The organism is Bradyrhizobium sp. 18BD (genome assembly GCF_054185225.1).
This window is the reverse complement of record NZ_JAVAYL010000028.1, coordinates 81,577-102,740: the sequence shown is the minus strand read 5'-3', so window position 1 is coordinate 102,740 and position 21,164 is coordinate 81,577. Positions and strand designations below refer to the sequence as shown.

Annotated in this window: 17 protein-coding genes, 1 tRNA gene and 1 pseudogene; 7 read left to right on the top strand and 12 right to left on the bottom strand. The window is 64.1% G+C overall.

The annotated features are described in order from the left end of the window. The first annotated feature begins 83 nt into the window (after nucleotides 1–83). Nucleotides 84–160, top strand: a tRNA-Arg gene (locus RAD16_RS36360). Nucleotides 161–353: 193 nt separating this feature from the next. On the opposite strand, the gene RAD16_RS36355 is transcribed toward RAD16_RS36360, so the two are convergent. The 6 genes from RAD16_RS36355 to RAD16_RS36330 form a co-directional block, all read right to left on the bottom strand. Next, a complete protein-coding gene (locus tag RAD16_RS36355) occupies nucleotides 354–1,079 on the bottom strand; it encodes a hypothetical protein (protein WP_458162682.1) in 726 nt (241 codons plus the stop codon). Between the two features lie 225 nt (nucleotides 1,080–1,304). Further along, nucleotides 1,305–1,724: a CBS domain-containing protein gene (locus RAD16_RS36350; protein WP_458162680.1), complete on the bottom strand. Its 420-nt coding sequence runs from the start codon at nucleotides 1,722–1,724 to the stop codon at nucleotides 1,305–1,307. Between the two features lie 114 nt (nucleotides 1,725–1,838). Next, entirely contained in the window at nucleotides 1,839–2,309 is a 471-nt protein-coding gene (locus RAD16_RS36345; RefSeq protein WP_458162679.1) for an aminoacyl-tRNA deacylase, read from the bottom strand. Nucleotides 2,310–2,513: 204 nt separating this feature from the next. Beyond that, nucleotides 2,514–2,834: a hypothetical protein gene (locus RAD16_RS36340; protein WP_458162678.1), complete on the bottom strand. Its 321-nt coding sequence runs from the start codon at nucleotides 2,832–2,834 to the stop codon at nucleotides 2,514–2,516. Nucleotides 2,835–2,894: 60 nt separating this feature from the next. Further along, nucleotides 2,895–7,718 carry an NAD-glutamate dehydrogenase gene (locus tag RAD16_RS36335; RefSeq protein ID WP_458162677.1) on the bottom strand — a complete coding sequence of 1,608 codons (4,824 nt, stop codon included), beginning with the start codon at nucleotides 7,716–7,718 and terminating at the stop codon, nucleotides 2,895–2,897. Continuing rightward, entirely contained in the window at nucleotides 7,670–7,954 is a 285-nt protein-coding gene (locus tag RAD16_RS36330; protein ID WP_458162676.1) for a hypothetical protein, read from the bottom strand. Before RAD16_RS36330 ends, RAD16_RS36335 begins: the two co-directional genes overlap by 49 nt. Nucleotides 7,955–8,320: 366 nt before the next feature. On the opposite strand from RAD16_RS36330, the gene RAD16_RS36325 reads away from it, so the two are divergent. Continuing rightward, nucleotides 8,321–9,103, top strand: a complete 783-nt coding sequence (locus tag RAD16_RS36325; RefSeq protein ID WP_458162675.1) for an alpha/beta fold hydrolase — start codon at nucleotides 8,321–8,323, stop codon at nucleotides 9,101–9,103. Here the strand turns inward: RAD16_RS36325 and RAD16_RS36320 are convergent. Further along, nucleotides 9,100–10,911, bottom strand: a complete 1,812-nt coding sequence (locus RAD16_RS36320; protein WP_458162691.1) for a tetratricopeptide repeat-containing glycosyltransferase family protein — start codon at nucleotides 10,909–10,911, stop codon at nucleotides 9,100–9,102. The two genes, RAD16_RS36325 and RAD16_RS36320, sit on opposite strands and share 4 nt — an antisense overlap. Before the next feature lie 222 nt (nucleotides 10,912–11,133). On the opposite strand from RAD16_RS36320, the pseudogene RAD16_RS36315 reads away from it, so the two are divergent. Then, nucleotides 11,134–11,369 (top strand): annotated as a pseudogene (locus RAD16_RS36315) (autotransporter outer membrane beta-barrel domain-containing protein); the annotation flags it as partial. A gap of 6 nt (nucleotides 11,370–11,375) precedes the next feature. Here RAD16_RS36315 and RAD16_RS36310 read toward each other — a convergent pair. Then, nucleotides 11,376–12,452 carry a M48 family metallopeptidase gene (locus RAD16_RS36310; RefSeq protein WP_458162674.1) on the bottom strand — a complete coding sequence of 359 codons (1,077 nt, stop codon included), beginning with the start codon at nucleotides 12,450–12,452 and terminating at the stop codon, nucleotides 11,376–11,378. Between the two features lie 25 nt (nucleotides 12,453–12,477). After that, nucleotides 12,478–12,912 (bottom strand): DUF2846 domain-containing protein, encoded by a 435-nt coding sequence (locus RAD16_RS36305; protein WP_458162673.1) that lies wholly within the window; start codon nucleotides 12,910–12,912, stop codon nucleotides 12,478–12,480. Between the two features lie 252 nt (nucleotides 12,913–13,164). On the opposite strand from RAD16_RS36305, the gene RAD16_RS36300 reads away from it, so the two are divergent. Beyond that, nucleotides 13,165–14,484, top strand: coding sequence for an aminotransferase class V-fold PLP-dependent enzyme (locus RAD16_RS36300; RefSeq protein ID WP_458162672.1), 1,320 nt, complete (start codon nucleotides 13,165–13,167; stop codon nucleotides 14,482–14,484). Nucleotides 14,485–14,563: 79 nt separating this feature from the next. Here RAD16_RS36300 and RAD16_RS36295 read toward each other — a convergent pair whose 3' ends face one another. After that, nucleotides 14,564–15,871: an MFS transporter gene (locus RAD16_RS36295; protein WP_458162671.1), complete on the bottom strand. Its 1,308-nt coding sequence runs from the start codon at nucleotides 15,869–15,871 to the stop codon at nucleotides 14,564–14,566. Between the two features lie 90 nt (nucleotides 15,872–15,961). Between RAD16_RS36295 and RAD16_RS36290 the strand changes: the two genes are divergently transcribed. Both RAD16_RS36290 and RAD16_RS36285 read left to right on the top strand, forming a co-directional pair. Next, the gene (locus tag RAD16_RS36290; RefSeq protein WP_458162670.1) at nucleotides 15,962–16,558 is read left to right on the top strand and encodes a TetR/AcrR family transcriptional regulator; all 597 of its coding nucleotides are present in this window, start codon (nucleotides 15,962–15,964) and stop codon (nucleotides 16,556–16,558) included. 333 nt (nucleotides 16,559–16,891) lie between these two features. Continuing rightward, complete coding sequence (locus RAD16_RS36285; RefSeq protein ID WP_458162668.1) at nucleotides 16,892–18,949, top strand: Ig-like domain repeat protein; 2,058 nt, start codon at nucleotides 16,892–16,894, stop codon at nucleotides 18,947–18,949. 147 nt (nucleotides 18,950–19,096) lie between these two features. Here RAD16_RS36285 and RAD16_RS36280 read toward each other — a convergent pair whose 3' ends face one another. After that, nucleotides 19,097–19,495 (bottom strand): VOC family protein, encoded by a 399-nt coding sequence (locus RAD16_RS36280; protein ID WP_458162667.1) that lies wholly within the window; start codon nucleotides 19,493–19,495, stop codon nucleotides 19,097–19,099. Between the two features lie 292 nt (nucleotides 19,496–19,787). On the opposite strand from RAD16_RS36280, the gene RAD16_RS36275 reads away from it, so the two are divergent. Beyond that, nucleotides 19,788–20,228: a hypothetical protein gene (locus RAD16_RS36275; RefSeq protein WP_458162666.1), complete on the top strand. Its 441-nt coding sequence runs from the start codon at nucleotides 19,788–19,790 to the stop codon at nucleotides 20,226–20,228. Nucleotides 20,229–20,248: 20 nt separating this feature from the next. Here the strand turns inward: RAD16_RS36275 and RAD16_RS36270 are convergent, their stop codons facing one another. Continuing rightward, complete coding sequence (locus RAD16_RS36270) at nucleotides 20,249–21,148, bottom strand: hypothetical protein (protein ID WP_458162665.1); 900 nt, start codon at nucleotides 21,146–21,148, stop codon at nucleotides 20,249–20,251. Nucleotides 21,149–21,164 lie beyond the last annotated feature (16 nt).

The window sequence follows — 21,164 nt, the reverse complement described above, 5'->3', positions numbered from 1 at the left end:
GCGGTTAGTCAAAACGCTCTTTCGCAACCCTCCCGGCTCCGGGAGATGCGCCGCGGGCCACGCCCGCGCTGTTTGCGAAAAACGCGCCCGTAGCTCAGCTGGATAGAGCATCAGACTACGAATCTGAGGGTCGGACGTTCGAATCGTTCCGGGCGCGCCATTTCGGTACAAAACTGGGCACTCCAAAACCTGCCGATTTTGCGCTTGAGGCGGTTTCTCTGGACTGCCCGCGACAATCGCGCGCTAAAGCGCGATGAGATTAGGGTGAATCGTCATCGCGCTTTAGGTTGTTGTTTGAGCATGATCTTTTCGGAAAACCGCTGCGCACTTTTCCGGATCATGCACTAAGACACTTACGAGCACTCGCGGTTGTGCTGCTCCAGTTCACGCTGCGCTTCCGATAGAGCGCGGGGTTCGACCAGCAAGCCTTGTCGCTCATAGCGGCGCCGGCTCCTCCTGAAGCGCACCACCACCGCATGCCGGGTGCTGTTCGCCTTGACGCGACGCGTGAGTAGCGCATCCCCCGCCGGCAAGAATTCGAGGTCGTCAAGACCTGCGCATCGCAAGCACGCCGGACCGGGCCCCTCCATGATGAGAAAATCGCCCGCTCCAGCGCAGCGGTGGCATTTCCAGGCGTCGTTGAGCGGTTGGATCACGACAAGCTCAGGCGCACGGCTCGCCCTCTCCGCCAGGCGCTCCTGCTCCTTCTGCGGAATGTCGCCCGAGATCCAATGAGTGCGGTATAGCTTTTCGATGGTCGGATGACCGCTCTTGCTGAAGCGCAGCATCTGCCGCGCCGGCGTCCGCGCGATGTAGGCCGTCTCGCTTGGCCTCAGCTCTTTCGCTGCCGCCCATGACCGAAACAGCTTCATGGCCTCGGAAATGCGCGGCAGCTCTGTTTGCACGACTTCCTCGAGATACGCGACCTGCCCTTGCTGCCAACGCTTGAGCGCACCGGGATCGAGCCATCCGATCCCGACCAGCACATCAACTGAACTCACATACTTCCGGGCTTCAAGCGACGCCTCAGCCGCCCTCCTCACTCGGTCATCGAGTTTCTTGCGATTGTGCGAATGCATCGGCGTCCTCCCCGCCTGGGGATGTACAAAGCCAGGCACTTCAAAACCTGCCGTTTTTCGCTTGAAGCCGCAACAACCGCGCGCACGCCGAGACGCTCGATGGCGGCCTTCGCGGCGGCGCCGACCCTGGTCACTCCACCTGCGATTTGCCCAGACAGCGCCACTGCGCGATCGTTCGTCGTGGCGATCGCGGTGACGGAGGTCCGGAATCGGGCCGGCTTTGCCTCAATGATGGGCCGACACGCCCTTGACGCATTGGGTCAACAGATCAGCGGTGGCGAATCGGCCGACGTCACCCAGGCTGATCATGCCGACCATCCGCTTGCTCTTGTTGATCACAGGCAGCCTGCGGATTTTCAGCGTCTCCATGTGATGCACGGCTTTCACGAGATCGTCGTCTTCCCGGCAGCAATGGATGCCTTCGGTCATCACGTCCCGCGCTGTCATGCGCGCGGCGTTGAAGTCCTTGCTGGCAATGCCTTTGCAGACGATGTCGCGATCGGTCACCATCCCGATCAGATGGTCGTCATCGCCGATCGGAATGCAGCCGACGTCGTGTCCTTGCATCAACTTCGCGATTTCGGTGATTGGGGTATCGGGGCTGACCCAATCGACGCCCTTGTGCATCACGTCTTTGACCTTCATGGAGGACCTCCGTTGCGAGCGCAGCCCCGTGACGTGACTATACAACGAACCAGGCGTGACCGCACGCGCACCGCGACGAGGGCGTAGCCGCGATCATCTCGCCGTCATGCCGTGTCAGTCGTGCATGCTGAAGCGTCCATGCGGCGCATTGGCCGTCAGTCGCTCGAACTGCGCATGGGTAAGCTGGAGCAGCGTCTCGTGATCGCCGGCTTCGATATAGACCTCGGGCTGGGCCCGGATGCTGTCATCGACGATGAGATCGAGCCCGTAGCACCGGCCGACGGCCGGAACCGCCCCGTGCGCGCAATCCGCGAACAGCCGGTTGATCTCGGTTTCGTTGGCCATCACGAGATCGTCGCCAAGCCTGTCCTTCAGGTCGGGCAGGTTGAGATGGTGCGATGCGGGAACGACCGCGAGCATATAGCCGCCGTCATGCCGCAGCACGACGGCCTTGGCGAGACGATCGCCCGAGACGTGGCAGGCCTGCGCGGTATGCGTGGATGACATGGTGAGATCGTGCGGGATCTCGGCATACTGGATGTTCTCGGCAGCCAGATAGCGGTGCAGCGTGAGGGCAATGGACATGGCGTAGCCTCCGGATGGGTATGCGAGCCATCCACCGTGAGGCTGCCCCCGCCGCACGATGGGCGGCCGCGTGATTGCCGGACTTCAGCATAGGCCTTGTCATCGAATCCAGCAATTGGGTCGGACGTTCGACGGGTTCCAGGCGCGCTATTTCCGCTTCGTATGCCGCCAATCCATTGCGGCCCTTGCTGCGCTCGCCGTGGCTTACGGGATCCTTGCCATAAGGTTGGGCCGATTTTTCTCGAGCCAGGCGACGGCCTCGGGTCCATCGACGACGCATTCGAAGGTTTCCCAGGTCGGGTCCTCCAGCGATTCCAGCTGCAGTCGCTTCGCCGCGTATTCAACGAGGTCGTGCAAGCCTTCATATCCGCGTCGGTGCTCGAGGGATTCTGCAATCGCCGGGCTGGTCCATCCGCGTTGGGCCAGATCGATAATGCTCGGAGCGTCGGCCTCGCTGAACCACGGTGTGGCATCGAACTCGATGCAGCGGACATTGTCGGCGGTATGGCAAGTGGCGTGGATCATTGGATTCCTCCGTTCGCCTGCGCTGGCATTGCGCTTCTCACATCGCGGCCTCGCATACCCTCAAGCCTTGACCAAGTCGCCCAGCAGGTTCGCCGCCACCGTCAGCTTGGCGAGCGTCAGGCCGCTGGCGGCAATCTCCTCGACCGCGCGGCGGATACGCGTCGCTTCGGGGTGGGCCGCGAGCCAGGCCTCGACCGCCTGCTGGCCGGACTGGCCGGTTGCCAGCATGTCCGCGGCCAGTCTTCTTTCGGCGGCTGCGATCTGGTCGACGGCGCGGTCGATGGCGAGACGTTCGAAATAATCGTTCGCCGGCACACTGCGTGCGGCGGCGATGATGCGGTCGAGACGGAAATCTGCTTCCGCAGCGAAGAATGTCGCGGCAGCATCGCCGATGGCGCGAGAGGTGCGCTCGGCCACCGTCACGATATCGGGTGCCGCGACCAGGGCGTCGAGATCGGCAAGCTCGCCGGCAAGGCCGGCCGGGACACCGGCATCAGCAAGGTCCTGCCGGCGCTTGCCGCGCGCGGCCTGCAAATCCGGCGGGAGGGTGTTGTCGAGAGAAGTCGCGATCTCGCGGACGCCCGGGCCGAATCGCGCGATCACTGTCTCCAGGCCGACCTTGAAATCGACATTGCGGACGTACCAGACCATGCGGGACAGCAGCAGATCCTGGATCGCCGCGTAGAGGCTGAGCTGCAACTGCCCGTCGATTCGTGTGTCGAGGGCGTCGATCGCGTCATTGAGCCGCCTGAGCTCGTAGATCGCGTCCACCGCAACTTGCGCCATGACGATGGTCGAAATATCGGCGTCGGTCTCGTCAGTCAGGCGCACGATGCAGGCCGGGCCCCCGCGGTTGATCACGGCATTGACCAGACTGGTTGCGATGATCTCGCGTCGGAGGCGATGGAGTTCGACCGCAGTCGGGAATTTGTCGAGAAGCTCACGCGGAAAATAAAGGGACAGTCTGCGGGCAAGATAAGGATCGTCCGGCACGCTGGTGGCGAGCAGGTCGTCGTAGAGCGTCAGCTTGGCGTAGGCCAGCAACACGGCAAGCTCGGGCCGTGTCAGGGACTGTCCGCGCCTTGTGCGCTCGGTAATCGCTGCATCGTCGGGCAAGAATTCGACGGCACGGCTGAGCAAGCCGCGCCGTTCGAGCGACTGCATCAGGCGGGTGAGGAAGCCGGTCTCGGCCACACCTTTGCGCTCGGCCAGCGACAGCGCCAGTGTCTGCAGATAGTTGTTGCGCAGCACCAGCGTGCCGACCTCGTCGGTCATCGCGGCAAGCAGGCTGTTGCGGTCGGCGGGACTGAGGCGTCCCTCACGCTCGGGGCGCGCCAGCGCGATCTTGATGTTGACCTCGACGTCGGACGTGTTCACGCCGGCCGAATTGTCGATGGCATCCGTGTTGAGCTTGACGCCCTTCTGCGCCGCTTCAATGCGGCCGCGCTGGGTGACGCCGAGGTTGGCCCCTTCGCCGATCACCCGGGCGCGCACGTCGCCACCCGCGATGCGGATCGGATCGTTGGCGCGGTCTCCGACCTGATCGTCGCTTTCCCCGGAGGAGCGGATATAGGTGCCGATGCCGCCGAACCACAGCAGGTCCGCGCGCGCCTTCAGGATCGCCGTCATCACCTCGGAGGGCGTCGCTTGCGGCTTATCGAGATCGAGCAGGGTGCGCACTTCCGCCGCAAGCGGGATCGCCTTGAGCTGGCGCGAGAACACGCCGCCGCCCTGCGAGATCAGCGACTTGTTGTAGTCCTGCCAGCTCGATCGCGGCAGATCGAACAGCCGCTTGCGTTCGGCGAAGCTGATGGCCGGATCGGGCGAGGGATCGATGAAGATGTCGCGATGATCGAAAGCCGCCACAAGCCATGTCACCGGTGAGAGCAGCATGCCATTGCCGAAAACGTCGCCGGACATGTCGCCGACGCCGACCGCGGTGAACGGCATGGTCTGAATGTCGGTGCCGAGCTCGCGGAAGTGGCGCTTGACCGCCTCCCAGGCGCCGCGCGCCGTGATCCCCATCTTCTTGTGGTCGTAGCCCTGGCTGCCGCCGGAGGCGAAGGCATCGCCGAGCCAATGGTTCTCCTCGGCCGAGATCGCGTTGGCAACGTCGGAGAAGGTGGCGGTGCCCTTGTCGGCGGCGACGACGAGGTAGGGGTCATCGCCGTCGTGGCGCATGGTCGAGTCGGGCGGCACGACGACGTCGCCATCGAGATTGTCGGTGAGCTCGAGCAGCGAGCGAACGAAGATGCGGTAGGCTTCGGTGCCTTCCGCGAACCAGGCCTCACGATTGGAAGGCGACGGCAGTCGCTTCGGCACGAAGCCGCCCTTGGCGCCGACCGGCACGATCACGGCGTTCTTGACCTGCTGGGCCTTGACCAAGCCGAGGATCTCGGTGCGGAAATCCTGTGGCCGGTCGGACCAGCGCAGGCCGCCGCGCGCCACCTTGCCGAAACGCAGGTGAATGCCTTCGACGCGGGGCGAATAAACGAAGATCTCGTAGAGTGGTCGGGGAGGGGGAAGGTCCTCGATCCGGCGCGCGTCGAACTTGAAGGAGATCACCGGACGCGGATGTCCGTCCCTGCCGACTTGCCACAAATTGGTGCGGATGGCCGACTGCACCAGATTGGTGAAGCGGCGCAGGATGCGGTCTTCGTCGAGCGAGGCGACGGACTTGAGCTGCTCCTCGATCTCGGCAAGGAGGGCCGTCTCGCGCGCCGAACGCTCGCGATCCGTTAGCGCAAGGCGCGGATCGAGGCGGGTCTGGAACAGCGCGACCAGGTCGGCCGTGATCGCGGCGTTCTTGCGCAAGGTCTCCCACATGTAATCCTGGGTGAACGGAGCACGGATCTGGTGCAAATAGCGCGACAGCGCCCGGATGGTGGAGACCTCCCGCCAGCCCAGGTCGGTGCGCAAGGTCAAGGCGTTGTATCCGTCGGATTCGGCGCGATCGGTGACGACCGCCATGATCGAGGCTTCCAGGCGATGGCTGAGTCCCGGGTTGATCTCGATCGGCTGGCCGTCACTGGTCTCGATCGTCATGTCGTGCAGCCAGACCGGCTCCGGCCGGTTACCGGGCACGATCTGATAGGTGCGCTCGTCGACCACGCGCAGGCCGTGATTCTCGATCACCGGCACGCGGTATGACAACGACAGCGGTGCAGCGTCCGAAAACACCTTCAGGCCGAGGCGCCTGGGATCGTCCCCCGCGGCGCGGTGAACCGAAATCGTTACCGGGCGGGCCGGCGTCAGCCTTTCGATGGTGGCGATATCGGCGATGGCCTGCTCAGCGCTGAAGATTTCAGTGTAGCCGCCGGCAAAGGCACGGGCATAACGGTTGGTGAGCATGCGTGCCCGCATGCCATCGGTCGACGCCGTGAGCGCGGCCTTCAGCTTGTCGGCCCAGGTCGCGGCAATGGCGCTGATCCCGGCTTCGAGCGCGGCGGCCTCGACGACGGGCGTCTTGCCTTCATAGCGCCCGATGATGAAATGGACGCGCGCAAGCGCGCCTTCAGGGAACGATACATAGGAGGCGGACAGGGTCCCCTTGTAGACTTGCGACAGGAAGGCCCCGACGCGCGTGCGGACGTCGGTGTCGTATTTGTCGCGCGGAATGAAGGTGAGGATGGAGACGAAGCGATCGAACTTATCCACCCGCGCCAGCGCCCGGACGCGCGGGCGCTCGTAGAGGATCAGGATCTCGATGACGAAATTGTAGAGCGTGTCGACGTCGATCTGGAACAATTCGTCACGCGGATAATCTTCGAGAATATGCATGAGCGCCTTGCCGGAATGGCCGTTCGGGTCGAAGCCGGCGCGCTGCAGCACCCGCGAAACCTTGTGGCGCACATAAGGGATCTGCCGTACCGAGCGGGTATAGGCGCCCGAGGTGAAAAGGCCGACGACGCGCAACTCGCCTTCGAGCCGGCCGTCGGGCGAATAGAGCTTGATACCCACATAATCCATCCGGATGCGGCGATGGACGCGGCTGCTGACATTGGCCTTGAAGACGATCAGCAGGGTCGGCTCGCGCATGAACTCGCGGATTTCCGACGTCATCACCACCATTTCGGTGCCGCGGCGCAGCACCTTCACCTCCGGATCGCGCAGGATGCCGAGGCCTTCGCCGGTCGTGATGTCGTCTGACGTTTCGCTGTCGGGCGAGAAGCGATATTCGCGCACGCCGAGGAAGGTGAAATTGTCCGCGCAGAGCCATTGCAGGAACTGATTGGCTTCGGCGACCTCGTCGATCGGCAGCGGCGGCGGGTTGGAAGAGAACGTCTTGATCGCTTCCTCGACGCGGTCTCGCATGGTGCGCCAGTCGGCGACGCAGGCGCGGACATTGCTCAAGGTCCTGGTCAGGCCGTCGATCAGCTTCTGGCGATCGGCATCCGCGTCCAGGCGGGTGATGTGGAGATGAATCAGGCTCTCGCGTGCGCCGTTGGCCCCCTCCGGCAGTGCTTCCCCGTAGAACCGCAGCAGCTTGCCCTCATGATCGCGCTCCACGGCGATGATCGGGTGAGCGACGAGGCTGACTTCGATGCCCTGCTCGGCGAGCTCCGCCATGGTGGAATCGAACAGGAAAGGCATATTGTCGTTGAGAATTTCGACCACGGAAATCTCGCGCCCGTTCGGCAATGTCGGGTTGACGACGCGGATATCGGCACTGCCGGCCGTGCGCCGCTGCACGTGCTCCCAAGCCTGCTCCGCCAGGAGCGCAAGCGAGGCGGCATCGTAATTGGCGAGATCCTCGATGTTGGTGTAGCCGAACAAAGGCTCGGCAAAGGCCCGGGGGCTCTTGCCCGCTGGCACGCTGCCCGCTGCATCGCGGATCAGGGTTGCCCGGGCCTTGTCGTCGCGCCACGCCATAATGTCCTCCATTTGCCGCGCCGTCCGATCGCTGTTGCGATCATCGGCTTGATTCTGGAGTGCATCTCTTCGAGCGCCGCGATCGATTGATCCGCGGTATCGAAGCTTTCGGCGACAATACACCATCCCGCAGCGAAAAGCGCGCTGCGTCGTGAGGCGTACTGAATTTCCCTATGATTGCTGGCGGGGCCGAAGTCGGCGTCGCGGCGGTCGACCGCTAGGGGCAGGAAAATCGCATGTAATTTCAATTATGTCGCGGCTCGGTCCATCGGAAATGACGTCCACAACGACCCCATCGCTCAAGATGGAGCGTGCCAAGGTCTGCCATGATGAGGTCATTCAAAAGAGTTTGCAGCTCCTCGATATTCTCAAATTCCTTGAAGTCTCCTCGATCCAACGCGCCGACACCGGCGCGAGCCACCCCGGATCGCCTTAATCTGAATGTTGGCCCGTGCCCCTTGGCAACCGCAGCGCGCAATGGTCATCTTGATCGCGGTGTCGGCCGGTCCATCATAGCGCCACGGCGAGCAGTCGCGCCCATCTTCATCGGCCGTGGTGCGCCACTTGGATCAGGACTCGCCAGAGACACCTGAACATGTCGGTGGAGATGACCCATGAAGCTCGCGCACGACGGAATCCAGCTCTCCTTCGACGTCGCCGGGGCGGGACCGCTTCAATTCCTGTTCGTCCATGGACTGGGCGGGGATCGCACGCATTTTGCGCCGCAGATGGAGTATTTCGCCCGTCAAGGTCGGGCGTTGAATGCCGAACTGCGGGGGCATGGTGAGAGCGATAAGCCGCAACAGGCGTATTCGATCGAAGGCTTCGCCGATGATCTCGTCTTTCTGTGCAACCGACAGCAGATCACCAAGCCGATCATCGTGGGTCAGAGCATGGGTGGCAACATGGCGCTCGAAATCGCCGCCCGCTATCCGGACTTTCCTGCAGGCCTGGTGCTGCTCGATTCAGGGGTGCTCTTCCCTGCCTCGGCAGGGACGGTGTTTGCCGGATATCTGGAGGGCTTGAAGGGCGCGGATTTTGCCGACGAGGCACGGAAGATCGTGGCGGACTCCTGTCTGCCGACCGACAGATGCCGCGCGCATGTCGAACAGACCTTTCTGGCGACGCCACAGCACGTGCTGGTGTCCACGTTTACAAGTCTGTTCCCCTGGGACGTGCATCGGGCGCGTGAGTGTGCCCAGGCGTGCCGGGTCCCGGTGCTCTACATCGAAGCGGCCCATCGGCTCGCGGATCTGGATCGTTTTGCGGCGCTGTGCCCGCAACTGGTGACGGCCAAGGCCGTCGGCTCCGGGCATTTCCTGTCGCTGGAAGTGCCGGAGCAGATCAACCCGATGATCGACCGGTTTATCTCGCTCTACGTAGGAAGACCCGGCTAAGCTTCGTCGCTGCGCGAAAGGGCCCCGCGTTTTGCGGCCTCAATCCGCAATTCGTCCCGGACGCGATCGAGCACGCTGTCATAGTCGCGCGTCTCGGTCTGCCGGAACAGCCGCATGCCGGGATACCAGGGGCTGTCCGCGCCATCGAGCAGCCAGCGGTAGTCCGGCGTCCATGGCAGCAGGATCCAGGTCGGACGGCCAAGCGCGCCGGCGAGATGGGCGACGCTGGTGTCGACGGTGATCACGATATCAAGACAGCTGATCAGAGCGGCGGTTTCGGTGAAGTCGGCGAGATCAGCGGTCGGGTCGAGAATGTCGTTTCGCTCCCGCAGGACCGCCGCATCGCTCGCGCGCGGGCCCTTCTGCAGGCTGACGAAGGTGGCATCGACGTCGAGGATCCGGCACAGCGTCCGCAGCGGAATGGAGCGGGTGCGATCGTTGACGTGGTTTGGATCGCCGGACCAGACCAGCCCGACCCGCAGCCTGGTGCGCGGACCAAGACGATTGTCCCAGGCCTGAATGCGGTCGTCCGGAGGAGAGGGCAGATACGGTATCTGCGCAGGGATCGTATCGAGCCGGGTTTTGAAGGCGAGCGGCAGGCTGGAGACCGGACAGTGCAAATCGTACGCCGGCAACGTGGTGAGATTCGACGTCGGCGCGCAGTAAGAGACACCGCTCAGGGTCGACATCAGGCGAAGCAGCGGGGCCTGGACGACGAGAAGAACGCGTGCACCGCGCGCCGCCAGCAGTGGCACGTACCGGACGAAATGAATGGTGTCTCCCAGGCCCTCGTCCGCGGCGACAAGGATCGTCTTTCCTGCAACGTCTTCCTCGCCGAGCCACATGGGTTGCGGAAACGCAGGGTATTTTGCCGAGGGCAATTTCAACCGGGTGTGGTGTCCGCGCCAGCCCGCTTCGAAATCGCCGGTGAGGAGCTGAGCCAGGGCCACGTTCCATTCTGTCACGATATCGCTCAGCCTGAGCGATTTCATGCGATCGGCCAGTGCAAAGACGTCGTCGAAGCGATGCAGATGGTAGAGCGCCGTCAGCTTGTTGTTGAGGGCATCGACACGGCGCGGCTGAAGCGCGACGGCTTTTTCGAACCACGCCAGCGCCTCTTCATCCTTGCCGAGCCGCCGCAACGACAGGCCGAGATTGTTGCAGGTGTCGGCATTGTCGGGGGCGAACTCGTGCGCCCGCCGGCCCTCGGTCACGGACTCCTCGAATCGTTTCAGGTTGAAGAGAACCCATGCGCGCGCGTGCAGCGTCGCGGCATAGTTCGGGAACAGGCTGTCGCAGAGATCGAGACGCACAATGGCTTCCTCGTTCCGCTCGAGCTTGTGCAGGACGATCCCGCTGTTGCGCAGGGCGTCGTGATGATGCGGATCGAGCTCGAGCGCATGCTGATAGCTCAGGAGCGCCTGGTCGAGGCGCGCAAGCTGAACCAGCGTGTCGCCATGCTGTTGCCACAGCCCGGCGTCGTCAGGTCGGAGCTGGATCGCCTTGTCGAAGACGTTGAGCGCCTCCGCGAAGCGCCCATGCCGCAGCAAGGCCGTCCCGAAACTTGCAAGAAACTCGGGCTTGGGCGCGCGCTGGATCGCGCGGACGATCCACGCCAGGGCATCGTTGTATTGTTCGGCGTGGAGAAGCAGCAGCCCCATGAGATGCTGGGCGTCCGCGTTCTCCGCATCGATCGCGAGGGCCTGCCCGCAGCAGGCGCGCGCCTCGGGATGCCGTCCTGCCTTGAGATGCTGAAGGCCCGTTTCGCAGAGGGTGGCGGGCGTGCCGACCGCCGGCACAGCCGTCATCGAGCTCATGCTGGCGGCGAAGTGCTCGCGATGTCCGGTCAATTCTCGCTCGGCTTTCGATGTCTGGATCGTCGAGAAATGCACGATTCTCGCGAGCGTCGAAAGCTGGACGGCCGCGCGTTGCCGTCGCGGCGCAAGCCTGGCGCAAGGTCGAGCTTTAGCGCGGCAGCGGTGTCTGCACGATCTTGAGCATGGCGACGAGCTGGCTCTGTTGGCTGGTGCCTCGCCTGGGCACATGACTTCAATCGGAACCGTTCGACCGGCGCGACGTTCCAGGCGCTGCCCGGCGCGAGCTCGTCGTCAACGGCGCCGCGCAAGCCGTTGATGCTGCGCTCGTCACGGCATCAGCGGAAAAGAGCTGGTTCAACGGCTGGGCCATCGCCGCAACGTTCGAAGGCGAGTTCTCCAATGTCACGCGCAGCTATGCCGGCAAGGGCGTGGTCAAGTACCAGGGGTGACGGCGTTCACCTGCCGATCGTGACCCAGGCCTGCGCCTTCTTCCGCCAGTCCGCGTCAAAGCGGGCGGGGATGTCTTTTGCGGCATCGCGTGAGAAAAGCTGATCGATGGCGGATGTGCGAACCTCGTCGATCCCGGGAATGCCGGCATAACCAAGATTGGCGAGCCGTTTGGCGAAAGGCGGATGTGTCGAGTCCGGATCGTGTTCGCGCGTCAGGCCGGCGGTGGCAGCGGCCGCCATCGGCTCTGGCGCCGTGATGTCCCCAAGCTGCTTGACGATGCGCTCGAAGGGCGGGCGCGGCGCGTTGATTGCGCCCAGCATTTCCTTTTCCAGAGGCTTGTACACGAGATCGGCGAGGCGCGTTCCGCATGCTTCCATCAGCACCAGGGCACGCGCCGCCTCGGCGTGTCCGACCTGCTCGGCCGAGCCGAGATCGGCATAAAGCTCGTTCTCCCGCGACAGCGCGCGATATTCCCTCTCGAGCCATTCGAGCATGGAATGGAGCAGCACCCGGAGAATGCGCCCGGTGACGGTCCACTCCGGATTCGCGTAGAGGAAGACGTTCTCCGAAGCCGCGATGAAATCCGCGAGGTTGATGCTTCCCGAAGTATGCTGAAGCCGGGCGTGCGCGACCTCATGGGCGACGATGGCACGGATCGCGCGCTCATCCAGGATGATCAGCATCGGCAAGCCGACGGTCATCGTGACGTGTCGCCTGAACAGTCCGGCATATCGGCTCACCTCGCCGATCGAGGCGTTGAAGTCGGTGCTGATCAGCAGGGTGCGCCGCGACCGGACGAAGGTCGGATCGAGCTCCCTCCACATCGCCCAAAGGCCGGGGGCGGTCTCCTCATTGGCCTCGAAATCCTGATGCTTGCGCGAGGGCAGCAGCAGGAGGCCGATCGCGAGCGCCAATGCGCCCAGGAACATCGAGAATACGACCGGTGCCGTGCCCAGCGCAGTGATCGTGTAACGATCCATGGCCAAGAGCCAGAGGGCGAGGATCACGCAGGCCAACGCGACGACCGGCAGCACCGCGTAGCGACCAAGACGCAGGATGATCTTCAGGACGAGGCGTCTCATCCACTCGTCGGCGGAATGATGCGAATCATGCGTTGCCGCATGAGCTGTTGCTCTGACGCAGGCTGGCGACATCGGCGCGGCCCTGGCCTTCCGTGACCTGGATCAGCGTGACCGCGCCGAGCGTCACGATTCCCATCTGCGGCTGCGCGGCCAGGTAGGTCGTGCTGCCGGCGCGCAGCTCGACGCTGACCTTCTCGCTGCCCTGCCCGAACAGATTGCTGCTCAGCGGCAGATTGTTGACGGCAACTTCATGGCGACCCGGAAGCAGATCGCACGACAAGAACCCGGCAGCCTGACTTCCGCCAATCACGCGTCCATCGACGGCGTAGTTGGGCATGACCGCAAATCCCAGTGACGACGAACGGTAGATGATGAGGCGCGCCGTATTCGACTTGACGTTGTCGGTCAGTGCCGCGCTGCCCATCGGCCCGGATGCGCAGCCCGCAAGCAACGTGGCCACGACCAGAACCCCCACACCCAAACGCATTCTCGCCCCACAATTCCAGATATCCCCGCGGCATCATTGGCTTGGGTGGTGGTTGAAGTCAATCGCGACCAGAAGTCGTGCAACGGGTGTTCGCGTCAGACGGATCTTGCCGCAGCGATCGGCGAGGTCGCCGCCGGCGGCGTGCCGATCATCGTACTGTCATCGCTCCGTCATTCGCGCTCTACTGATCGCTGTTCCCTTCGCCGCGCATCGTGGAGAGTTGAAATGCATCTGACTGAGACCATGTCGTCCGACCGCCGGTCGATCCTGAAGGGTTTTGTGGCCGCAGCGGTGGCGCCGCTTGCGGCACCGGCGTTTGCCGCGGAAAGCCTCCCGGCGGCGCCGACCGGCACGCCGGCTGCCATCGCCACCGACAAGGCCTATTGGGCGGCGGTGAAGGGGCTCTACGCCGTGACGCCCGAAATCGTCAATTTCGAGAACGGCTATTGGGGCATCATGCCCGAACCGGTGAGGCGCGAGTTCATCCGCCAGTCCGGCATGATCAACTATCAGAACACCTATTATGCGCGGCAGCGCGCGGGCACGGATTTCGAGGCCGTGCGGACCAAGGTAGCGGAGGCGGTTGGTGCTGCGACCGACGAGATCGCGCTTACCCGCGGCGCGACCGAAGCGCTGCAGCTCCTCATCGGCGGCTACAACAGGCTGAAGCCCGGCGACAGCGTGCTCTATGCCGACCTCGACTATGATTCGATGCAATATGCGATGAATTCGCTGAAGGCGCGCCGCGGCGTCGACGTGGTCAAGTTCGACGTGCCGGAGCCCGCCACCCGCCAGGCCGTGCTCGACGCCTATGCCCGCGCCATCGAGGCCAACCCGAAAACGCGGCTTCTCCTGCTGACCCATGTCAGCCATCGCACCGGCCTCGTCATGCCGATCGCCGAGATCGCCCGCATGGCGAAGGCCAAGGGCATCGACACCATCGTCGACGCCGCGCATTCCTGGGGGCAGATGGATTTCCGGGTCGGCGAACTCGAGGCCGATTTCGCCGGCTTCAATCTGCACAAATGGATCGGCGCGCCGCTCGGGGTGGGCTTCCTCTACATCAGGAAGGACCGCCTCGCCGACATCGACCGCGACATGGGCGACGAGGATTTTGCCGAGACCGATATCCGCTCGCGGGTTCACACCGGCACGGTCAACTTCGCCACGGTGCTGACGGTGCCGACGGCGGTGGCGCTGCATCAGCAGATCGGCGCCGCGGCCAAGCAGGCCCGCCTGCGTTACTTGCGCGATTATTGGGTGAGCCGCGCCCGCGGCTTCAAGGACATCGAGATCCTGACGCCGGACGAAGCCGGCTCATATGGTGCGATCACGTCCTTCCGTCTCGCAGGCAAGACCAGCAAGGCTGACAACGACGCCATCGTGGCGAAGCTCAGGGACGGCCACAAGATCATGACGGTGCGCCGCGCCGGCGTCGCCAAGGGGCAGTGCATTCGCGTGACGCCGGCGCTCTTCACCGACGAGGCCGATCTCGACCGTCTCGTCGAGGCGCTTGCCGTCGTCACGGGAACGAAGACCGGCTGACGCGCACTCCGAAGACGACAGGGTCCGGGGCAGCCAATTCGCCTGCCCCGGACCTAGCTTGCGATCCCGATGCGTCCCCTCACGCCGGCGCGAGCGCCGGCTGTGCCGGCCGCCGGCCGATCAGCAGCGACAGCAGGGCCGCGACGATGCCGGTTAGGCCGGCGATCATGAAGGCCTGCAGATAGTCACCCTGCGACGAGCGCATGAAGCCGGCGAAGAAGGCGGCGCACGCCGCGCCCAACTGATGGCCGGCGACGACCCAGCCGAAGATCAACGGTGCGTTCTTGTCGCCGAACGTCTCGTTGGCGATTCGCACGGTCGGCGGCACCGTGGCGATCCAGTCGAGCCCGTAGAACGCTGCGAACACCGACAGGCTGACGAACGAGAAATCCGAGTAGGGCAGGTAGATCAGCGACAGTCCGCGCAGGCCGTAATAGAAGAACAACAGCTTGCGCGGATCGAAACGGTCGGTCAGCCAGCCCGACAGCGTGGTGCCGAACAGGTCGAAGAATCCCATCAGCGCCAGCAGGCTCGCGGCCTGCACCTCGAGGATGCCATGGTCGCCGCAGAACGCGATCAGATGGGTGCCGACGAGGCCGTTGGTGGTGAAGCCGCAGATGAAGAAGGTCGCGAACAGGAACCAGAAGGTCTGCGTCTTCGCCGCGCGCACGAGGTTGCTGATGGCCGCGACGAACGGATTGCCCTGCGCAGGCGGTGCGGGCTGGTCGTCATGCGTGCTGCCATAGGAGCGCAGGCCGATCGAGGCCGGCCGCTCCGGCACCAGGACATAGACCAGCGGGATCAGCGCCGCGCAGCACGCGGCCACCGTCAGCACCACCGGCTTCCAGCCGCCCCATTCGACCAGCGCTGCAAGGCCCGGCATGAAGATCAGCGTGCCGGTCGCGGTGCTCGCGGTCAAAAGCCCCATGACGAGGCCGCGATTGGTGGTGAACCAGCGGTTGACGATGGTGGCGCCGAGCACGTTGGCGACGGCGCCCGAGCCGATGCCGGAGAGCAGTCCCCAGGTCATCAGCAATTGCCACGGCGCGGTCATGAAGTAGCTCGCAGCCGTCGAGGCCGACATCAGCGCCAGCGCGCCCAGCACGGTGCGGCGGATGCCGAAGCGCTGCATCACCGCTGCGGCGAAGGGACCGGCGAGGCCATAGAGGAAGATGCCGATCGCGGCCGAGGACGAGATCACGCTGACGTCCCAGCCGAACGCCTTCTGCAGCGGCAGCATCAGGACGCCCGGCGTCGAGCGCAGTCCCGCCGAGGCAAGCAGCGCGAGGAAAATCACGGCGACGACCACGAAGGCGTAGTTTTGGCCGAACGGCCGCCGGGAGACGGAGGAGGATTGAGAGGCAGGTTGAACCGAGGGCTGGGGCATGTTACTTACCGGTACGTATTGCGATGCCGCATTAGTACGTACCGGTTAGTAACATTGTCAAGTCCCGTGCCTGAAGTCGGACGACGCCCCATGACGAAAAAAGCCGAAAAGCCCACTGAAGCGCCCGTCCGGGCCGCCGACCGCATTCGCGCCTCCGCCAGCGAGCTGTTCTACCGCGAGGGCATCCGCGCCGTCGGCGTCGACGAGGTGGTGGACCGGGCCGGCGTCACCAAGCCGAGCCTCTATCGCAGCTTCGCCTCCAAGGACGATCTCGCCGCCGCCTATTTGCGCGACTACGATCTGAGCTTCTGGGAGAATTTCGAGCGCCCCGGCGGCAAGACCTATCCCAATGCGCGCGATCACGTGCTCGCCTATATCAGCCAGCTTTCGTCGCGCGCCGTCGCCAAGGGCTATCGCGGTTGCGGCCTCAGCAACGCCGCGGTGGAATATCCCGCGCGCGACAATCCAGCCCGCCAGGTCGCCGAAGCGCACAAGAAGGTGTTCCGCAAGCGTCTGCGCGAGCTCGCCGCCGGCATGGGCGCGCGCCAGCCGAACGTGCTCGGCGACGCGCTGCTGCTCCTGATCGAAGGCATCTACGTCACCGGCCAGCAATCCGAAGACGGCCCCGCGCAATCGGCGGTCGCGGCCGCGAAGCTGCTGATCGATGCGAGCGTGAAGGCGGGGTGATGTCGCGTTGATGGTATTTTGCGCGCCACGATGCCGGCCTGGCCTATGTCGCAGCCGCACTGATCTACGGCTGCCCGTCTTGCATGCGTGTGTCCTGCACGCACCAGTATCCGCAAAAATCTGCGCTTGAGACGCCCGGCACATCGCGGGGACGGCCGGCCTGCTAGGGCTCGCGTCGATCTCGCGCGATGTGCAGCGGAGTTCGGCCAAAGCCGGCGGCAGCTCGTAGGATGCCGCGGGCTCAACCGGTCGACGAACCGCGTGAGGCGGCTCGGCGGGATGTGATGAAAATTCCGGGCGCGCTTGCCGTATCGGCAATGATTTGGGGTTCATGTGTCTGGTCGTATCGTTCGCTGCATCAAGCTGGTCGCACTCGTCGTCTCCACCTTTCTTGCGATTTCGACGTCGGCCCAAGCGGCACCCCCGACGGCGGTCGTCGTTGTCAGCCCAACTCAACTGGGCGCCGGTCAAACGGCCAATGTGACAATCACATTCTCCCAACCCGTGACCGGCTTTGACCTCAGTGATTTGACCTTCAGCAACGCTACCCTGTCGGGTCTGTCGACCCCGGACAACGTCACCTATACCACCACGCTCACGGCTGCCTCGGGCGTGGCAGTGCCAACCAACCATGTGGTAGTGGACTTGCCCGGCGTGATGAACGGAAGCCTCGAGACCGGCAGCGGCACCGCCGTTTCGAACAACTACTCGGTCGGTCCGGTCAGTCAGTCCATCACCTTGGGCGCCCAGGCACCGCAGACCTTTGTCTCCGGCGGCACGTTCGCGATCAACCCACTGGCCACGGCAAGCAGCGGCCTGGCGGTGACCTATTCCTCGCTGACGACGGGCGTCTGCACGGTGAGCGGCAGCACGGTGACGATGATCGCCGCCGGCACCTGCACGCTGGCTGCCGATCAGGCCGGCAACGGCACCACTTACGCGGCAGCGAGCCAGGTGACCCGGAACGTCGCCCTCGCCTTGACGACCAGCAGCGTCGCGCTGGTCGCCTCGCCCAACCCGAGCCTCGTGGGGCAGGCGGTCACCTTCACGGCGACGGTATCGGGCTTGTCACCCACCGGCACGGTCACTTTCAGGGACGGCGCGACGACGCTCGGCACCGGTATCCTGAGCAGCGGGCGGGCGACATTGACCATATCGGCGTTGACGTCCGGAACACATGCGATCACCGCCGTCTACAGCGGCGACACCAGCAATGCGACCGGCACGTCAGCGGCGCTGCTGCAGGCCGTGAGCACGTCCCAGGACAGTCTGAAGCTGCGAGCCCTGCAGGTCATCGCAACCAAGACCGTGGCGCAAAACTCGGGTGCTGCCATTACAGGCGCGGTCGATGCCGCGATCTCGGAAGGTTTTAGCGACGGTGGCGATTTGATCACGCCGGGCGCAAGCGGCGTCCGTTTCAATTTCTCCGCCGATCCGGCGCAGCGTGAGGCCGCAACTGGCCTGCCGGGCAGTGCCGACAGCCATGCGCCGTCAAAATTGCCGCAAGGCGCATCCGGTGTCGACGATGCCTTCGCGGCGATCAATCGCAATGCGATGCCGGTCAAGGTGCCCGCGTTGCGCTACGTCGAGCCGAAGGACTGGCTGTTATGGGCGGATGTCAGAGGCAGCCGCATCGACAGCTGGGAGTCGTCGACTTCGACACCGATTCTGTACGGCACCCAGATCAACGCGCTGCTGGGCCTGACGCGCAGGCTCACGCCGAATTTTCTGGTCGGCGCGCTCGGCGGCTACGAAACCTTCGACTATCGATCCGACGCATTGAGCGGGCATCTCAAGGGCGATGGCTGGACGGCCGGTTCATACCTCGGCTGGAGGTTCGCGCCGGGACTGCGCCTCGACGCGGCCGCGGCGTATTCCGGGATCGGCTACAACGCCATTGCAGACACCGCGATCGGCAAGTTCGGCAGCCACCGCTGGCTGGTGTCGGGCGGTCTGACCGGTGACACCAAGGCCTATGGTTTTGGGATCGAGCCTTCAGCCAAGATCTATGCGCTCTGGGAAAGTGAGAACGCCTACACTGACTCGCTCGGCATGCCTCAGGCGGATCGCTGGTTCTTTACCGGTCGTGCTTCGGCCGGTCTCAAGGTCAGCTATCCCTGGGTCGCCAGCGCGGCCGTGGCGCTCGCGCCCTATGCGGGCCTCTATGCGGATTACTACTTCACCGGCGATGACGCCGCTGCATCGGCGTTGGCCGGGGCAATGCCGCTCGCTTCGGTCCCGCTGCTCGATGGCTGGTCCGCGCGGGCAACCGGAGGGCTGGCGGTTCGTCTCGGCAACGAAGCCAGTGTTGCCGTGGGCGCCGAACTCGGCGGTATCGGCAGCAAGGCGCAAATCTGGACTTTCCGTGGAAGGGCATCCATTCCATTTTGAGATATTATTCTTTGCACTGACTTGCTGCGGCTCTTCGGCGACTGGAGTGGTGCAGGCGCGCGCCTGATGCGCAAGCGGCCGGCGCTCGCACATGTGGCGACGCTGCGGGCTACGTCATCAAGGCGTGCACCCTCTTGGCGGCGGGCATCAACTGCGCTTGATGGATTGGATCAAGTCCCAGCGGTTGCCGTAGAGATCCTCGAAAACGGCCACGACGCCATAGGCCTCATGTCGTGGCGTCTCGACGAAACGCACGCCGGCGGCGATCATGCGCACATGATCGCGCTCGAAATCGTCCGTTTCCAGGAACAGGAAGACGCGTCCTCCGGTCTGGTCGCCGATGCGCGCCGCCTGCTCCGGTCCGTCCGCCCGCGCCAGCAGCAGGCCAGAGCCAAGATTGCCCCGCGGCCGCACCACCACCCAGCGCTTGCCGCCACCGAGCGGCGTGTCCTCGCAAAGCTCGAAATTCAAAGCGCGCGTGAAGAAGGCGATCGCTTCGTCATAATCCGCGACCACGAGACTGACGAGGGACAGATGCTGGTTCATCGCGCGACCCGGGTGATGGCGGCAAGCTCGCCGCCAGGAAGACGAGGATAGCACGACACCGGCCCGGTCGCGTCAGCTCACATCGTGCACGTAGCACATGCCGATGAGGACGGTGAGATCGGCGATCTCCTCGTCGGTGAACTGCTTCTTCAACTCTTCGTGGTCTGCATCCGTGGCCTGAACGTAGACCGAGCGCCGCCCCGGTGCGGGGACAACGCGGCCGACCCATTTGATCGGCCCGCAGTCTGGTCTATCTCTATTGCTCCGGTGCCTGGCGCAAGGAGACAGACGCGTGCTCGACCATATCCTCAGATTCATGACGCTCGGGACGGTCATCGTCGGCATGGCTGCGATCTACGCCGCGCTCCACACCAACAACCGGCGGCTGGGCGCCGACATCTTCCTGCGCTATTCCGATCGTGTCTCCGACCTGCGGCGCCGCCTTCCGGTCTCGGTGTTCCTCGATCGCGGCGCCGCCGGCGACATCGAGATCACGGCGCAAGAGCGGCAGGCCGTGCACGAGATCATCCACTCGATCTTCGAGCTCTATGAGCTCAAGGTGCATGGCTTCTTTCCACCGGCGATCTGGAAGATCAGGGAGCCCGACATCGAAAGGCTATTGTCGCTGCCGGTGTTTCAGCAGGAACTGGCAAGCCTGGGAGGCCGATACACGGGACATCCGCGTCTGGCGGCCTGGCTCGAAAAGATCAAGGGCAGTAAGACAGGGCACTGACCAGCGCCGTCCACCGTGGGTCAAGCCCGCATCCCGACCGCGGGACGAAACGGCGGATCATCTCCGGGCGAAGGTGCCGGTGCGTAGTGAACGAATCGCAATGTGAACGAAGCTAGCCCGCCCGACAATGCGTGCAGGGCTTTTTCGTATCCGAACATGGTCATAAGAGGCGCCATTGCCTTGACGACGGTGGCGTTGTCGGAGGTCTCCTGGCCAATGATTCGTGCGCGCCGGGACTTCAGATCGGCGAGAATAGCGCCGACAAGATTGCCGGGTGTCGTCACTTCGAGCTCCATGATCGGCTCGAGCAGCACCGAGTTTGCTTTCTGGAGCGCTTCGCGAAACGCCGCACGCGCGGCTACGCTGAAGGCATTGGGCGAAGAATCCACGTCGTGATATTTTCCATCGACCAATTCGACCCTTACATCGGCCACCGGAAAGCCTGCGACCACTCCCGAAGAGAGAACGCTTTCGAGACCTTCTTTGACACCGGGGATATACTCGTCGGGCACGGCGCGGCTGGAGACGCGCGATGAGAACCAGTAACCTGTGCCGGGCTCGTTCGGCTCGACCAAGAGCCTCACGGCCGCGAAATCGCCCTTGGGGCCCAGCGCCTTCTTGTAGGTGAATTCCACCTCGGCGCGCCGCGTCGGACGTTCCAACAGCGCCGCCATCGGCGCGCCGACTTTGATGTCGATCCCGCAAATGCGCCTGAGATTATCGGTCTTGTCGGCGAGATGGTTTTCGCTCGTTCCCTTCACGACCGTCTGGCCGGATTCGCGGTCGGTCGCGAATCCGAAGCATGCATCTTCGGCAGCGAGCCTGGCCAGAGCGATATCGAGCTTGTCTCGATCGGCCTTTGACGCTGGCTCAATTGCTATTTCGACCAACAATGGCTCAATGCGGATATCGTCCGGCATCGCTCAACCCATTATA

What these genes read in the sequence shown, in the direction of transcription:
- RAD16_RS36350 (WP_458162680.1), bottom strand. Translation starts at nt 1,724, where the DNA reads ATGAAGGTCAAAGACGTGATGCACAAGGGCGTCGATTGGGTCAGCCCC.
- RAD16_RS36300 (WP_458162672.1), top strand. Translation starts at nt 13,165, where the DNA reads ATGCATCTGACTGAGACCATGTCGTCCGACCGCCGGTCGATCCTGAAG.
- RAD16_RS36280 (WP_458162667.1), bottom strand. Translation starts at nt 19,495, where the DNA reads ATGAACCAGCATCTGTCCCTCGTCAGTCTCGTGGTCGCGGATTATGAC.
- RAD16_RS36270 (WP_458162665.1), bottom strand. Translation starts at nt 21,148, where the DNA reads ATGCCGGACGATATCCGCATTGAGCCATTGTTGGTCGAAATAGCAATT.
- RAD16_RS36290 (WP_458162670.1), top strand. Translation starts at nt 15,962, where the DNA reads ATGACGAAAAAAGCCGAAAAGCCCACTGAAGCGCCCGTCCGGGCCGCC.
- RAD16_RS36320 (WP_458162691.1), bottom strand. Translation starts at nt 10,911, where the DNA reads ATGACGGCTGTGCCGGCGGTCGGCACGCCCGCCACCCTCTGCGAAACG.
- RAD16_RS36295 (WP_458162671.1), bottom strand. Translation starts at nt 15,871, where the DNA reads ATGCCCCAGCCCTCGGTTCAACCTGCCTCTCAATCCTCCTCCGTCTCC.
- RAD16_RS36335 (WP_458162677.1), bottom strand. Translation starts at nt 7,718, where the DNA reads ATGGAGGACATTATGGCGTGGCGCGACGACAAGGCCCGGGCAACCCTG.
- RAD16_RS36355 (WP_458162682.1), bottom strand. Translation starts at nt 1,079, where the DNA reads ATGCATTCGCACAATCGCAAGAAACTCGATGACCGAGTGAGGAGGGCG.
- RAD16_RS36345 (WP_458162679.1), bottom strand. Translation starts at nt 2,309, where the DNA reads ATGTCCATTGCCCTCACGCTGCACCGCTATCTGGCTGCCGAGAACATC.
- RAD16_RS36325 (WP_458162675.1), top strand. Translation starts at nt 8,321, where the DNA reads ATGAAGCTCGCGCACGACGGAATCCAGCTCTCCTTCGACGTCGCCGGG.
- RAD16_RS36310 (WP_458162674.1), bottom strand. Translation starts at nt 12,452, where the DNA reads ATGAGACGCCTCGTCCTGAAGATCATCCTGCGTCTTGGTCGCTACGCG.
- RAD16_RS36340 (WP_458162678.1), bottom strand. Translation starts at nt 2,834, where the DNA reads ATGATCCACGCCACTTGCCATACCGCCGACAATGTCCGCTGCATCGAG.